This is a genomic window from Gemmatimonadaceae bacterium, assembly GCA_016720905.1.
GTDB lineage: Bacteria > Gemmatimonadota > Gemmatimonadetes > Gemmatimonadales > Gemmatimonadaceae > Gemmatimonas.
Window position 1 is genome coordinate 121,001 of record JADKJT010000007.1, and the last position, 15,292, is coordinate 136,292.

At 65.6% G+C, this 15,292-nt stretch carries 16 protein-coding genes; 1 reads left to right on the forward strand and 15 read right to left on the reverse strand.

Annotated elements, in window-relative coordinates:
• Nucleotide 1: 1 nt before the first annotated feature.
• From IPP90_07985 to IPP90_08010, 6 genes are all read right to left on the reverse strand, one after another.
• Nucleotides 2-571 carry a hypothetical protein gene (locus IPP90_07985; GenBank protein ID MBL0170658.1) on the reverse strand — a complete coding sequence of 190 codons (570 nt, stop codon included), beginning with the start codon at nt 569-571 and terminating at the stop codon, nt 2-4.
• The gene (locus IPP90_07990) at nt 568-1,506 is read right to left on the reverse strand and encodes a DUF58 domain-containing protein (GenBank protein MBL0170659.1); all 939 of its coding nucleotides are present in this window, start codon (nt 1,504-1,506) and stop codon (nt 568-570) included. Before IPP90_07990 ends, IPP90_07985 begins: the two co-directional genes overlap by 4 nt.
• A gap of 23 nt (nt 1,507-1,529) precedes the next feature.
• Nucleotides 1,530-2,549, reverse strand: a complete 1,020-nt coding sequence (locus tag IPP90_07995; protein ID MBL0170660.1) for a MoxR family ATPase — start codon at nt 2,547-2,549, stop codon at nt 1,530-1,532.
• A complete protein-coding gene (locus IPP90_08000) occupies nt 2,546-2,860 on the reverse strand; it encodes a hypothetical protein (protein ID MBL0170661.1) in 315 nt (104 codons plus the stop codon). The genes IPP90_07995 and IPP90_08000 overlap by 4 nt, the downstream gene beginning before the upstream one ends.
• 8 nt (nt 2,861-2,868) lie before the next feature.
• A complete protein-coding gene (locus tag IPP90_08005) occupies nt 2,869-3,174 on the reverse strand; it encodes a hypothetical protein (protein ID MBL0170662.1) in 306 nt (101 codons plus the stop codon).
• Between the two features lie 71 nt (nt 3,175-3,245).
• A complete protein-coding gene (locus IPP90_08010; protein MBL0170663.1) occupies nt 3,246-4,463 on the reverse strand; it encodes a GAF domain-containing protein in 1,218 nt (405 codons plus the stop codon).
• A 117-nt stretch (nt 4,464-4,580) separates the two neighbouring features.
• Here IPP90_08010 and IPP90_08015 point away from each other — a divergent pair, with 117 nt between their 5' ends.
• Entirely contained in the window at nt 4,581-6,008 is a 1,428-nt protein-coding gene (locus IPP90_08015; protein ID MBL0170664.1) for a serine hydrolase, read from the forward strand.
• 24 nt (nt 6,009-6,032) lie between these two features.
• Here IPP90_08015 and IPP90_08020 read toward each other — a convergent pair whose 3' ends face one another.
• The 9 genes from IPP90_08020 to trpS all read right to left on the reverse strand — a co-directional run bounded on the left by IPP90_08020 (nt 6,033) and on the right by trpS (nt 15,267).
• Entirely contained in the window at nt 6,033-6,305 is a 273-nt protein-coding gene (locus IPP90_08020; protein MBL0170665.1) for a hypothetical protein, read from the reverse strand.
• Nucleotides 6,306-6,489: 184 nt separating this feature from the next.
• Nucleotides 6,490-7,836, reverse strand: a complete 1,347-nt coding sequence (locus IPP90_08025; GenBank protein ID MBL0170666.1) for a glycine--tRNA ligase — start codon at nt 7,834-7,836, stop codon at nt 6,490-6,492.
• 51 nt (nt 7,837-7,887) lie between these two features.
• Nucleotides 7,888-8,895, reverse strand: coding sequence for a YpdA family putative bacillithiol disulfide reductase (gene ypdA, locus IPP90_08030; GenBank protein MBL0170667.1), 1,008 nt, complete (start codon nt 8,893-8,895; stop codon nt 7,888-7,890).
• On the reverse strand, nt 8,882-10,174 hold the full coding sequence (locus tag IPP90_08035; protein MBL0170668.1) for an adenylosuccinate synthase: 1,293 nt from the start codon (nt 10,172-10,174) through the stop codon (nt 8,882-8,884). The genes ypdA and IPP90_08035 overlap by 14 nt, the downstream gene beginning before the upstream one ends.
• A 186-nt stretch (nt 10,175-10,360) precedes the next feature.
• Nucleotides 10,361-10,882 carry a DUF456 domain-containing protein gene (locus IPP90_08040; protein MBL0170669.1) on the reverse strand — a complete coding sequence of 174 codons (522 nt, stop codon included), beginning with the start codon at nt 10,880-10,882 and terminating at the stop codon, nt 10,361-10,363.
• Between the two features lie 7 nt (nt 10,883-10,889).
• Complete coding sequence (locus IPP90_08045) at nt 10,890-11,789, reverse strand: dihydrodipicolinate synthase family protein (protein ID MBL0170670.1); 900 nt, start codon at nt 11,787-11,789, stop codon at nt 10,890-10,892.
• A 92-nt stretch (nt 11,790-11,881) separates the two neighbouring features.
• The gene (locus tag IPP90_08050) at nt 11,882-13,216 is read right to left on the reverse strand and encodes a PilT/PilU family type 4a pilus ATPase (GenBank protein ID MBL0170671.1); all 1,335 of its coding nucleotides are present in this window, start codon (nt 13,214-13,216) and stop codon (nt 11,882-11,884) included.
• An 18-nt stretch (nt 13,217-13,234) separates the two neighbouring features.
• The gene (locus tag IPP90_08055; GenBank protein ID MBL0170672.1) at nt 13,235-14,272 is read right to left on the reverse strand and encodes a D-2-hydroxyacid dehydrogenase; all 1,038 of its coding nucleotides are present in this window, start codon (nt 14,270-14,272) and stop codon (nt 13,235-13,237) included.
• On the reverse strand, nt 14,269-15,267 hold the full coding sequence (gene trpS / locus IPP90_08060) for a tryptophan--tRNA ligase (GenBank protein ID MBL0170673.1): 999 nt from the start codon (nt 15,265-15,267) through the stop codon (nt 14,269-14,271). The genes IPP90_08055 and trpS overlap by 4 nt, the downstream gene beginning before the upstream one ends.
• Nucleotides 15,268-15,292: the final 25 nt, after the last annotated feature.

Consider the following 15,292-nt stretch of genomic DNA (forward strand, 5'->3'; position numbering starts at 1 on the left):
GTCACAACGCGCCCGGGCCACGCCGCACGCCAGGCAGCCGCATCTCGGCATCGTGTGCGATTGGCGCCTGTGAGAGCAGCAGGTGCAGGTCGATCGAATCCGTTGGGGCATCCCGCGCAATGCGCCCTGCGGCACGCCACGCAACCGGGAACAGCACGCCAAGCTCGTCGCGTGCGCCGTCCGACGAGTCCGCCGCCGCGAAGATGAATCGAGCAGCGCGCGGCGCTCCGGTATCCGCTGATGTCACGATAGCCCGCATCGCCAGGGAGTCGTCCGTCACACCCGCGTCGCGCACCACCAACACGACGCGAGCACCAGAACCTCCTTGCCAGCGCGGAGCGGCCGCCGCGAGTCCGGCCAGTAACAACGCGACGATGCGCAGCAGCAACAGCCACACATCACTGGGGTGCCGCGTGCGCGAAATCGCGCGCACCGTGCGTTCGGGGAGGAATCGCGCCGTCGGCAACCACAATTCCGGCGGGCGCCGTACCGACAGCAGATGCAACGCCGTAATGGCCAACGCCCCCGCAATCGCACCAGTGAACACCAACGGCATTCCCAGCGTCATCATGGTTGATCCGGCCCCGGCGCGTCATGGGACGCACCGTGAACGGCTACCCCGCGCCCGAGCCCCCCGGCGATCTGTCGGACCATGCGCGCCACGGACACGTCAGTCCTCGCCTCCATGTATCCGGCGCCCGCCGCGCGCCAGCGTTGCGCGCACTCCTGTCGAAACGCATCGAAGCGCGTGCGATAATCAGCCTGCATCCGACCATCCATCGGGCGAAACAGGCCGGTCGCATCCGGGTCTCGCGCCAGATGAATCCCGCTCGGCAAACTGAGTTCTTCCCGCGCCACCACATGAAGGCACTCGACAATCCCGCCCGCGACGGTGCGTTGGGCGGCCACGCGCAGCAGCGCGTCGCCGTCACCAAGCAAATCGGAAATGATCACCACACGCGCCATCGCCGGCAGCGCGTTGAGCAGCGGAGACAATGGCATATCGGCGCCAACGTCTATGCGGTCGAGCGTGTTGGCCATTGCACCCAGTGTGCCGCGTCGGGTCCGCGCCGCCAGTCGTATGGGACCACCTTGCCCAGTGACAATCAGCCCGATGGGATCACCCGACGCATTCGCCACGGCGGCCAATCCCACGGTCAGCGCACATGCCAGCGACCATTTGGACGGCGGTCCACTGCCTGCCGCCGTCGCATCCGACGCCGGGAATCGCATACTGGCTGAGGCGTCGACCACAAACCACGTCGACAGCAGCGCCCGATCATCGGTCAGTCGTACGAAGGCCCGATCACTGCGCCCCAGCAACTTCCAGTCCAGTTGGCGCGGATCGTCACCCTGTCGATACAGCCGATATTCGGTGAATTCGCCCGACGTCCCGCGTTGCCGACTGCGATGTGCACCCGGCAGTGCCGCACCGACCGCGCGCCGAGCCGGCCAGCGCACCCCGCGCAGGGCATCCAGCAACGGACCGTAGCTGCGTGGAGACACGCGTCGCGCCTCGTGCGCGCGCGTCAGCCGGGCAACGCGCTGGACGGCGGCGCGATGTGCGCCAGCAGCGCGTCGATGATGGGTTCCGACGATATGCCGTCGGCCTCAGCGGCAAAGTTGGGCAGGATGCGATGACGCAACACGGGCAGCGCGACACGACGGACGTCGGCCGGTGACACACTGGCGCGTCCGGAGAGCAGGGCGGCCGCCTTGGCGCCCAGAATCAACGCCTGCCCGGCGCGCGGTCCGGCGCCCCAGCGCACGTATTGCTTCACCAGCGACGGCACATGCGGTTCGCCGGGGCGCGACGCACGCACCAGTTGCGCTGCGTACCGCAATACCAGATCACTGCACGGCAACTCGCGCACCAGGCGCTGCAGCGCCAGCGCCTCCTCGGCGCCAAAGACCGGCACGATCGGATCGCCGGTGCGACCAGTTGTTGCGCGCAGAATGGCGACTTCCTCGAGTTCGTCGGGATATCCCACACGAATGTCGAACAGGAATCGGTCCAGTTGCGCTTCCGGAAGCGGATACGTGCCTTCCTGCTCGATCGGATTCTGCGTCGCCAGCACAAAGAACGGCTCCGGCAAACGCATGGTCTGTCCCGCGGCGGTCACACTGTGTTCCTGCATGGCCTCCAGCAACGCCGCCTGTGTCCGTGGTGGCGCCCGATTGATCTCGTCAGCCAGCACGATGTTGGCAAACACCGGCCCCTGGACAAACCGAAAGGCGCGCGCGCCACCAGCCGACTCCTCGAGAATCTCCGTGCCCGTGATATCGCTGGGCACGAGATCGGGAGTGAACTGGATGCGTCGGAATTCCAACTGCATGGCATCGGCCAGCGACTTGATCATCAACGTCTTGGCCAGTCCGGGGACACCCACCAGCAGGGCATGACCACCGGCCGCGAGAGACATCAGGATCTCTTCGACAACCGCGCTCTGTCCAACGATGCGTTTCCCGATTTCCGTGCGCAGCCGCTGCGCCGCGGCAATCAGCGCCTGCGCCTCATCCGACTCGAAGCGGGCCGGAGCGCCGTTCATCGCACGGGCCGACGACGACGTGACGTGATCAACAGCGTCGAGCCATCCAAGGCTCCGGCGGCCTGCACCGAGCTATTCTCGTCGAGCACCTCGTGGCCACGCAGTTTCACCACGAAGCCGCCCGCGTCGTGCACATCGGGCACCAGCACCGCCATCGCCGCCTGCTTCACCTCGCACACGCGCGTGTCCGGCACGAGCTCTACGCGCACCGAATCCCAGGCCTCCGCGCACTGCACACGCACTGTCCAGACGCCGGTGGCCTGCTCGCCGCAGAGTCGAATGATGTCCGGGCGCGTACGCAGAGAGGTCACGAAGCGATTCATGCGGACGCACCCACGTCCACCGTGGCCAATGGCGGCAAGCTGTCCAGAAAGCGCGCCACCTGCTGATCGAACAGGTAGCTGGAGCCGCTGACTGCCGTGCCACCGGGCACGGCGCGTGCGGCAATGGCGATCTCTTCACCGCCCTGCCCCCGTAGCACCACGTGCGATGGTCCGCGTTTCTCGGGAAACGCCGCATACACGCCGCCGAGCCGGGCAAAGAAGCGCGTCGCGTGGTCGAGCACCGCCGGAATATCGAGTGCCGTCAGGCGGTCCTGCAGCTGACGGGATGATTGCTGATGCATGACGACGGGAAGAGGAAAGTGCAGCAGGCGCGATGCGCGTTTGGAAATCTGTGAGGGGAGTCGCGGAAACGTCAGGGCGATAGATCGTCCACCGGAAAGACCACAGTCACGCCCTGCGACGTGCCGCTCTCTCGGACGTCATCGCACTGCACATTGCCGCCCAACCGCCGTACCAACGAGACGAGCAGGGCGATGTCCAGCGGCGTAATGCTGGGATGACGCGCCATGCCCGGAAGTTCGGTGTCCACCAGCGCACTGACGCGCGGGGACATGTCCGGGAGAGGCGCGCCCGACCATTCGAAGCGATGGGCGATGAAGCCGCGCCCCAATTCCACATCGGCGTGGATCGCCTGGCGGCCGTCGTCTCGCTGCAGCACCTGTCCCATCAACAGCGTCAGCAATCGCGCCAGCCAGCGCCCATCGGTGCGCAGGGTGGGCAACAACACCGTGGGTTCGCCATGCGTTATGGGTACCGTGCGGAGTCGCGCGCGCCACCCTTGAAGCGCGTCCAGGAGCGGGGCGCGCGGATCGACTTCACTGATCTCCGGCGCGTGTGCGCCACATTCCACCGCCGCCAGCTCCTCGGCCGCCAAGGCGGTGGCCCGTACCGCCTCCAGCGTGCGACCCTCCGGCATGTCGATATCCATCGACTGGCGAATCCGTTGCGTCAGGGTGGTCAGGAACCGATCGCGACGGCGGCGGTCCGCGTCGGCGGTCCGCGCCTCACGCTCCAGGGCATCATTCGCGTCGGCCAGCGCCGCGTTGCTGCGACGCAACGCATCGATGAGCGCCGCTTTGTCGGCCGTGGCCGCCAACTGGTCGGCCACCAGGCGCACCAACGCCCGCTGCTGGTCGCTCACCGGCGTGGGATCGGTAAAGTAGAACGCGATCGCCCCGACTGGCCCTTCGGCCCCGATCAGCGGCGCCGCCACGATCGATCGGAATCCCAGTTCTTCCGCGACCTCATGCCACGCATCCAGCGACGGATCAGCAAAGACGTCAGGGATCTCCACCAGTCGGCGTTCCGCCACCGCCAGTCCGCTTGGTCCGTCGCCAACGCGCACCCGCAGCGCGCCAATCCAATTCTGGTGACGTGCCGGCCACCGGTGCTGCGCCACCGGCCTGAGCAGCTCGCCATCATCACCCACCTGCATGATCAGCGAAAAGGCCGCGCCAAGAATGGGTGTCACGCGATCGAGCGCCACCTGCTGGACATCGCTGGGTCGGTCTGCCAGCAGGAACGCGTGGGCGATCTCGCGAATGGCGAGAAGTTCAAGGATGTCGGACACAGGGGCAAGCTAAGCCGACGTGTCTCTCTCTGCAGCGATCGACGACCGCCGACATCGCGGCTGGCCGCCGGTGGTGCTAAGCTCTCACGGCCCGACCTTCCCCTGAGCCTCCCTCCAATGACGCGCCTCGTTCTCGCTCTGGCCTGTGTGTCCATCGCCGTGACGCCTCGCCTCGCCGCCATCGGCCAAGGAGGACTCGCGCGACACCCGGCGCGCGCGCCGATCTCACACCAGCGACAGGCGCGACAAATCGACTCGTTGGCGCGTGAGGCCGTGACATCGCGGCGACTGGCCTCAGTGTCCATCGGTGTCGTGCAGGGACCCGACACCATCCTGCTGCGCGCGTGGGGTGATGCATCACACCGTCCGACTCGCCCGGCCACTCCGGCCACGGTTTACCGACTGGCCTCGCTCACCAAGCAGTTCACCTCGGCCATCATCTTGCAGCTCATTGCCGAGCAACGGCTCGCGCTCACCGATACGCTGGGCAAGTTCCTGCCGTGGGTGCCCGCGTCGTGGCGCGGGGTGACCATCCAGCAATTGCTCAATCACACCTCCGGCATCCCCAGCTATACCAGCCTCGGCGCGCCCTGGGTGGCCCGTTGGGCCGAGGATATGTCGCCGGATACGATCATCGCGCTCACCGCGGGACGGCCGCTGGACTTTGCGCCGGGAAGCGGTTGGCGATACGACAACACCGGCTACGTCATTCTCGGTCGTCTTATCGAGCTGCTCGACAACCGCCCGTATGCCGCCTCGGTCGCGTCCCGCATCGCCCAGCCGCTCGGGCTCACCACGTTGCGATACTGTCCCACGGTGCCGATCCCGCCGCGTGATGCGGTGGGAACGGAGGCCGCGCCCGGCAAGACCTTTCGACCGGCCGCCGCCCTGTCGCTGACGCAGCCCTTCGCCGCGGGTGCCCTCTGCGCATCGGCTGGTGAATTGATTCGATGGAACGTGGCGCTGCATGGTGGGCATGTGGTGACGGCACCGCTGTACCTCCGCATGACAACGCCCGAGGGTGCCGCCCGGACCACTCACTATGGGTTTGGCATTGGCCGAGATAGCACGGGTGGACGCCTGCGATACACGCACAGCGGCGGTATCAACGGGTTTGCCACCAGCAATAGTTTCTGGCCTGACAGTGCACTGTCGGTGGTGGTTTTGGCGAACACGGAAGGCAATGAGGTGGATGCACTGGCCGAGCAGATTCGTCGCGTGTTGATGGGAGAACCGTTGGTCCCTCGACCAAAGCCGATCGCGCTGACTCGCGCGCAACTGTCCGCGCACGCGGGTCGGTATGAACTCACACTGCCGTCGCGCACCATTGGTCTCACGGTGCGCGTGGCTGGCGCGTATCTGCTCGCGACATTTGACGGTGACTCCCCCACCACGATGGTGCCCATTGCCGCGCATCGATTCATGTCGGAGCAGGACGCGAATACGCAGCTGGTGTTTGCGTTGACCGACGGACATGTCACGGGCATCACGCTGGAATCCGGCCCCCAGAAATTCACGGGGCGTCGCGTTGGCGACGCCCCGTGATTCCGGTGTGACGGCGACGGACGCTTAGCGGCCGTGCCGGCGGCGCGCCACGGCGCGCTTTACGTCGCGCTTCTCCCGCTGCAACACACGCTCGTCACGACGGATCTCCCGGGTGTCACGACGGACTTCACCGCGGCGTCCATCGCGCAGGTCCTGACGCCGATCGGCGCGGTCTTCCCGCAATTCGCGCTGGGCCATCCGGACCTCCCGCACTTCACGACGCACCGAGCGCTGCGCGGACGCGGTGGCGACTGGCAACAGGGCGAGTATCGCGAGGGCAATGACAGTGCGACGCATGGTGATCTCCCTTGACCAAGTGCATCCGGCGGCCGCCGACCCTGGTGTGGCGACCACCCGTGATGCGTACGTGTAGGGAGACGCCGGCGCGCGACGCATGTTAATGGAAAGACGGGAGACGGGAGAATGGAGACGGGAGACATCCGGTCGGCCGGACGTCTTCCGTGTTTCCATCTCCCGTCTCCTACCGCACCAGCTTCGCCGCCACGTATTCCTTGACCTTCCCCGCGGCGATTCGCTCCTGCGCCAACGAATCCCGGTCACGCACCGTGACCGTGTCGTCACTCGTGCTTTGCGGATCGATCGTCACGCAGAACGGCGTGCCCACTTCGTCCTGTCGGCGGTAGCGCTTGCCGATAGATCCGGACTCGTCGTAGTCCACCTTGAACGCGCCCCGCAAGTCTTCGACGATGCGGTGCGCCATTTCCGGTTGGCCATCCTTCTTCGTCAGCGGGAAGATCGCCGCCTTGATGGGCGCAAGCGACGGATGCAGGCCGAGCACCACGCGCCCTTCGTCCTCGCCCGCCACCGACTCCTCCCGGTACGCGTTGACCAACGCGGCCAGCGTCACGCGATCGGCGCCCACCGAGGTCTCAATCACGTACGGCACGTACCGTTTGTTGTTAAGCTGGTCGAAATACTCCAGCTTCTTCGAGGAAAACTGCTGATGCTGCGTGAGATCGAAGTCGCCGCGATTGTGCACGCCTTCAATTTCCTGGAAGCCCAGCGTGCCGCCGAAATCGAACGTGACGTCGAACGCTGCGCGCGCATAGTGCGCCAGCTCACCGGCGGTGTGCTGGTGGAATCGCAGGCGCTCCGGTGACAACCCGAGCGCCAGATGCCAGTCCATGCGCTGCTGCTTCCACTGCTCGAACCATGCCATATCCGTGCCGGGCTCGACGAAGAACTGCATCTCCATCTGCTCGAATTCGCGCGTGCGGAAGATGAAATTGCCCGGCGTGATCTCGTTGCGGAACGCCTTGCCGATCTGGGCGATGCCGAACGGCACTTTCTGGCGCATCGACTGCTGCACGTTCAGGAAGTTCACGAAGATGCCCTGTGCCGTTTCCGGACGCAGGTACACGATCGACGCGCTCTCCTCCAGCGCGCCCATGTACGTCTTGAACATCAGGTTGAAGTTGCGGGCCTCCGTCAGCTGGCACTGGTCCGCCTGGCCGGGCTGCTTGCTGGGCTTCTGCGGGCACTTCGCATCTTCCAGCTTGTCGGCGCGGAACCGGCCCTTGCACGTCTTGCAGTCCACCAGCGGGTCGACAAATCCCGCCACGTGGCCGCTCGCTTCCCACGTGCGTGGATGCATCAGGATGGCCGCGTCGAGTCCTTCGATATCGTCGCGCGCCCGCACCATCGCATTCCACCAGCGATCCTTGATGTTGCGCTTGAGCTCCACGCCCAACGGACCGTAGTCCCACACCGATCCGGTGCCGCCGTAGATCTCGGAGGACTGGAAGATGAAGCCGCGTCGCTTGCACAGCGAAACGAGTTTTTCCATCACGTCGGGTTGAGCAGCCATCGTTGAGGACTCGCAGAAAGTCGAAGTGGTGTGGCTCGGACGACAACGCCGTCAGGACGAGCGCAAATGCGCCACGATCAGGTCCCCGTGATCGCGACCGTTCTCGATGAAGATGCGATTCGCCTGCAATCCGGAGGCGATCACCCCCGCAAGGTAGAGGCCCGGCAGCGGGGTCGCCATCGTGAGTGGATCGTGGGCCGGAATCCCGGTGGTGGCATCGATCGGCACGCCAACCTGCGCCAACAGACCGGTTTCCGGGAGATACCCCGTCATTGTGTAGACCTGGGTGGCCGGCAGGCGTTGTTCGCCCGATGCCGACCGCACCACCACGGCCTCCGGTTCAATGGCCGTCACCCGCGCGCCAAACACCGCGGCGATCTGCCCTTCGCGGATGCGAGCCTCAATCTCCGGCCGCACCCACGGCTTGATGTTCGGATCGAGCGCGTCGCCAAAATGCACCATGGTCACGCGACCGCCGGAGCGGTGCATATCGAGCGCGGCGTCCACGGCGGAATTTCCCCCGCCCACAATCACCACGGTTTCGTTCCAGGCGTCGTGCCCGTCCACGTATCCGTGGCGCACATGGGGCAGCGCCTCCCCGGGCACCTGCAGACGATTGGGGCGACCGAAATATCCCGTCGCGACCACCACTGCGCGGGCCGCAGTGACGCGCGTCGCGCCGCTGCGATGCCGCGTCTCCACGCGCCAGCGCGGCGCGCCACGCGCGTCATCGGCATCCGGGATCGCCGTCAGTTGCTCCACCGACTCGAATGCGCGCACATCCAACCCGAAATGCGTCGCCACGCCACGGTAGTACGCCAGCGCATCGCGACGCGTGGGCTTCTCGGTGGCGACAATGAACGGCACACCGCCAATGGCAATGCGTTCGGCCGTCGAGAAGAACGTCATGTACGTGGGATAGCCGGCGATGCCACTGACAATGGGACCGCGGTCGAACACCACGGCGGTCAGTCCCGCGCGCTGCGCGGCGATGGCCGCCGCCAGCCCGCAGGGACCAGCGCCCACCACCACCAGGTCTACGTGCTCAGACCGAGTCATGCACCCCGATGATCTGATCCCGCCGCGTACCCACACTGACAAACGCAATCGGCGTTTCGCACAAGGCTTCTATCCGATCGAGGTACACTCGCGCGGCGCGCGGCAGATCCGACAATTGACGGGCGTCCTGCGTGGGTTGCCGCCAGCCTTCGTACCACTCATACACGGGCTGCGCCTGCTCCAGCATCTGCAGATCAGCCGGAAACTCCGTATGCAGCTCACCGTCCACCTGATATCCGGTGCAGATCGCCAGCTTCGGCAGCGTGTCCAGGACGTCCAGCTTGGTCATGGCCAGTCCGGTCAGTCCGTTCACGCGCGCCGCGTACCGAACCACCACGCCGTCAAACCAACCACACCGACGCGGCCGTCCCGTGGTCGCGCCATACTCGTTCCCCAACTTTCGCACTTCGCTGTGCAACGGCTCTTCCAGCTCCGTCGGCAGCGGGCCGTTGCCCACGCGCGTCGTATAGGCCTTCACCACTCCCAGCGCCGACTGAATCGACATCGGGGAGATTCCCACGCCGGTGGCGGCTCCGCCCACGGTGGTATTGCTCGACGTCACAAACGGATACGTCCCGTGATCGACATCGAGCAACGAGCCCTGCGCGCCCTCCAGCAACACGGCCGCGCCACTCTTGATGGCACGGTGGACGCACAGCCCCACATCCTCGGCAATCGCCATCAATCGCGGCGTAAGCGCCGAGAGCGCCTGCATGGTCTCGTCGACGGACGCCCGCGCGTCAGCCCCGGTGCGTTCCAGCTGCGCGTTCGCTCGCTCAACGCCCGCCGCGACCAACTCACGCAAGCGATCAGGATGACGCAAATCCAACACGCGCACGCCGCGACGCGCGACTTTGTCCTCGTACGCCATGCCGATGCCGCGACCCGTGGTGCCGATCGCCTTGCTGGCAGCGCTCGCCTTGTCCAGCAGCTTGTGATACGGCATCACCAGATGCGCGCGTTCGCTCACATACAGGCGCCCTTCGACATCGATGCCGTCCGCCACCAACTCGTCGATTTCGACGAACAGGGTCTCCGGATCGAGCACCACACCATTACCGATGGCACACCGCACCCCCGGATGCATGATGCCGCTGGGAACCTGATGGAGCACGAACGATCGCTCGCCGATGTGGACCGTATGACCGGCGTTGGCGCCGCCCTGATAGCGCACCACCCAGTCGGCCTTTTCCGCCAACACGTCCACCAGCTTGCCTTTGCCTTCGTCGCCCCACTGCGCGCCCACCACCACCATCGTGCGCGTTGTCGTATCGAACATGCGAGATCCTGAGTCGGTGCGGCTGGCCATTGAGCCGTCACGGTTTCCGCGCACAAAAAAACGCCCTGCGGGCGGTCCGCTGGGCGTTGGTGGAATCTAGCCATCGATAGGACGGGAGCAACATCGGTCTCCCCGTCTCCCCGTCTCCCCGTCTCCCCGTCTCCCCGTCTCCCGTCTCCCGTCTCCCTACCCCACCAGCGCCGCCCCCATCACCAGCACCGCCACCAACAGACCCAATCCGCTCTTCACCGCCGCCGCCACCGCCCGACCAACCAGTGCGCCCGTCGCCACGCGGGTCGGGTCACTGCGTTGCGAATGGTGCACCGTCATCTCGCCCACAAACGCACCGACAAACGCGCCCAGAAACGCGCCGGCCAGTGACCCGACCACGGGAACCGGCACCCCCATCACGGCCCCGATGAGCCCGCCGATAATGGCGCCCCACGACGCCCGCTTCGAGCCGCCATACTGCCGCGTGTACCGGCCGGCAATCGTGTACTCGAGCACCTCCGCAATGATCACAATTATGCTCGCGGCCGCCAGCGTCACCAGCCCGACACCACCAGCCGGCACCACCACCCAGTACAGCAGCGTGGCGCCCAGCATCACCCAGAGCCCCGGTAACCCCAGTGGCACCAACAGCAGGCTGCCCAGCAGGGCGGCCCCAAGCAGGATCAGGGCCAGGGTCGGCGCGACAGAGATATCCATGCCGCTCTTACGTGGGCAGCACTCCGGCCGATTCAAGGCGTGCGCGAACGACCGCCAGTTCGTCAGCCGAGACAGGCAAAAGCGGGCTGCGCGGAGGTCCGCCGTGAAGCCCCACCAGGTCCATCGCCGCCTTGATGCCCGCCGGGCCCAGTGCCCCGCCAATATCGGTGGCGATCGGCGCCAGTCGCACCTGCATCGCTGCCGCGTCGGCAACCCGACCCGCGCGAGCCGCGTCCACCATCAATCGTACCGCCGGACCGGCATACAACGCGATGGCCAGAATCGCACCCGACGCGCCGGCGTGAATCGCTGGCACGACGGTCGCACCGCTGCCCGTCATCACGCGAAACGTTGGGCCCTGTGCTTCCAGGTACTGCGCCAGCACCGGCAAATTCCCGGCGCTGTCCTTCATGCCGATGACATTCGGGTGCTGGGACATCTCGTGTACCAGCGCCGGTGACAATACCACATGGGCGTACACCGGGATGTTGTACAACATCACCGGTAACGGACTGGCGTCGGCCACTGCGCGAAAATGCGCCAGCAGTGCGCCTTCGGTCATCCGCTTCAGGAAATAGTGCGGCGATACGACCAAGACGGCTGTCGCCCCCGCCGCCTTGGCGTCATGCGCACGCGAAATGGTCTGGCGCGTGCTCTCCGAGCCGATACCGGCCAGCATCCATTTGTCAGCCGGAATGCGTTCCCGCGCCCAGCCCAGCAACGCGCGGCGATCGTCGTCATCAAGCAGGGCCGACTCGCCGCTTGAACCGGCAACCAGCACACCATCCACGCCGTGCGCGAGGTGTGCGTCGAGATTGGACTGGAAGGCCGCGCGATCGAGATCGCCGCGGGCATCGAATGTCGAGACGGCAGGCACCATCAGCCCGCCCAGCGTGAGTGCAGTCATGGGAGAGAAAATATACAAAGTACCAAGTACCAAGTACCAAGTACCAAGTACTAAGTACCAAGTACTGAGTACTGAGTACTGAGTACTGAGTACTAGTTACCCCCCAAACAGGCTCTCGAATCCCGAGCCGAACACCGTGTCCCCGCCCAACGGACTTGGGCTTGTGACCGCCACATGGGCGGTCGGACTGGTCGCCATCGGCGGCAATGCGGTCCCGGTGCCCAGCGGATTCGACTGCAGCCCTGCGGCGCGCGCGTTTTCCTCAGCGCGGCTGAGTGGCGCCGCGGGCGCCCCCCCCCCGGCACTGCCCGGTTCTTGAGTGGCGTCTTGCGCCCCTTCCCCATGCGGAAGCCCAGTTCGAAGTCGGCCGGACGGGTTGCGGCACCCAGGGCCACTTCAAACGCCACTTCCCCACTTGTCACCAGCTCCGTCAGGTGCTGGTCAAACGTCTGCATGCCGTACTGCGCGCCGTCGGCGATGTAGTCGCGGATTTCGCTGATCCGGTTTTCGGCAATCAGGTCGCGAATGGTTGGCGTCACCACCATCACTTCTGCCGCCACCGCGCGTCCCTGGCCGCTCGCGCGCGGCATCAATCGCTGCGACACCACCGCGTGCAGGGTTTCTGCCAGACGAATACGCACCACCGTCTGTTCGTCCGGCGGGAACATGGCCACAATGCGCATGATCGTGCTCTGCGCGTCCGGCGTGTGCAGCGTCGAAATGAGCAGATGCCCCGTTTCGGCCGCCTTCATCGCGGTATCGATCGTTTCCGTGTCGCGCATTTCACCAATCAGGATCACATCAGGATCCTGACGCAGCGCCGCGCGCAGCCCCATGCGAAAACTGTCCGTGTCCAGTCCCACTTCGCGCTGCGTCACCGAACTCTTGATATCGCTGTGGATGAACTCGATGGGGTTTTCGAGCGTGAGAATATGTTTCTCGTACGAGGCGTTGATCGCGTTCACCAGCGCCGCCATCGTGCTCGATTTTCCCGACCCGGTCACGCCCGTCACCAGCACCATGCCACGCTCGGTGTGGGCGATGCGATCGAGCACCGGAGGCAACTTCAACGACGCGAACGTCGGCACGTTCTCCGGAATGACCCGCATCACAATCGAATGCGACGCGCGCTGCCGCATGATATTCACACGGAACCGTCCCACACCCGGCGCGGCCCAGCTGGCATCATGATCGCGCAGCGTGTCAATGGAGGCGCGCTCGGCGTCACTCCCCATGAAATGCAGCGCGATGGCCCGCGTCTGCTCCGCGGTCAGCGATTGTTTCGTGAGCGCCACCAGACGGCCGTCAATACGCGCCCGCACCACATCGTCTGCCTTGATGTGGACGTCGGATGCGCCGCGTTCTACCGCTGCCCTGATGATTCGCTCAATCGCCACGCCGTGCCTCGGTTGGTACCCACAGGGGATCCCCTGGCCGGCGAATGCTCAGTATCCGGCGTCGAGGTCCACGACATTGCGCAGCGGATCACCCGCCACCCAACGCCGCCAATTGTCTTCGAACAACTCCAGCGCGCGCTCCCATTGCCGACGCGGCGACACACCCGACACATGCGGTGTGATCAACACCCGCGGATGCTGCCACCAATGACTTTCGGGCGGCAGCGGTTCGGTGTGAAACACGTCCAGCACCGCACCACGAATTCGGCCCGAATCCAACGCCTCCACCAGCGACTCCTCGGCAATCAAGGACCCGCGCGCTACGTTCACGACGATTGCCCCGGGCGGGAGCAACGCCAGCCGAGGGCCGTCCAACAGGTGATAGGTGGCCTCGGTGGACGGAGCGGCCAGCACGACCACGTCGGCGCCTGGCAACTCCGCTTCAAGGGCCTCCGGACCCACCACTCGGCTGAATCCCGGCAGCGGCCCCAATTCCGGTCGGCGGCGGATCCCCGTACAGGTGCACCCCAGGGCCGAAAAACGACGGGCCACCGCGCTCCCAATCCCGCCCGCCCCAATCACCAGCACCCGGCATTCGTCGATTTCACGAAGCCGGGTGGACTCGAGCGGGAAGGTCGTCTGGTCCCAGCGTGAGGCCGCCTGTTGCCGCACGGCGATGTCCAGTCCGCGCAGAAAGTGGATCACGCCACCCAGCACCGTATCGGCAATCCCCTCGCCGTATTGCCCGGCACTATTGGTGAATACCAACCCGCGCTCACGCATGGCCGGGCTGATGGACCCGCCTACCCCGGCCGCCATGCTGTGCGCCCAGCGCAGCTGTGGCGCCGCTTCGATCAGCAGTTCGGGTACGCCATATCCGAAATACGCTTCGGCGTCGACAATCGCCGCCATGGTCTCCTCGCTGGCGGCGTTCCGTCCACTGCCCACGGACACCGATGGCGAGGCAATGACCGTAAGACGCCACCCATCGAGCGTATCGGCAGACAACCGGTCGGCCACCCATGACGGCATCCGCATATGCGGCACCGTGCTCATGAGGTCCACCACCAGATGCCGCACGCTCACGCCACCGGCGCTTTCAACGGCTCCAGTCCCATGCGATCCCGCACCTCGCGCATCGTGTCCTGCGCAATCTCCCGCGCCGTGCGCGCACCAGTCGCCAGCGCATCCAGCACTCGCTGCGGCTCCGCATCCAGCGCCTCCGCGCGTTGCCGAATGGGTGTGAGCTCCTGCACGATGTTTGCCTGCAACACTTTCTTGCAGTCCATGCATCCCCAGCCGGCCGTGGTGCACTGTTGCACCACATTGGCTTGTTCATCGGTCGAACTGAACGCCTTGTGCAGTTGAAAGATGTTGCACACGTCGGGGTTGCCAGGATCCGTCTTGCGCACACGCGCCGGGTCGGTCATCGCCGGACGCAACTTCGCCCAGATCTCGTCGTCGCTCTCCAGCAACCCCACGGTGTTGCCCAGCGACTTGGACATCTTCGCCTGACCATCGAGTCCCACAATGCGACGCGTGGGCGTGAGCAACGGCTGCGGCTCGGGAAAGAACCCTTCGCCAAAGCGCGCATTCCACTTGCGCGCCGTATCACGCGCCAACTCCAGATGCTGCACCTGATCTTCACCCACCGGCACCGAGTCGGCACGATACAGCAGGATGTCGGCCGACTGCAGCACCGGATACATCAGGATGCCGGCCGGGATGCTCTCCAACTTGGATGACTTGTCCTTGAACTGCGTCTGCCGCTCCAGATCACCCAGCGGCGTGAGGGTGGTGAAGATCCACGACAGCTCCGTATGCTCGGCCACGTCGCTCTGCATGAACACACTGGCCTTGGCCGGGTCGATGCCGGCGGCCAGCAACGATTTGGCCATTGCCCAGCGGCGCGACCGCAGGACCGCGGGGTCGTAGTTGCCGGAAATGGCGTGGAGGTCCACCACACAGTACAACGCGCCAGGATGGGTGTGCTGCAACTGCACCCAGTTCTTGACGGCGCCAAGGTAATTTCCGATATGCAGTTCGCCCGAAGGCTGGATACCGCTGAATATGCGTGCCATGGTTCAAACGTAATCCCGTCGCCAC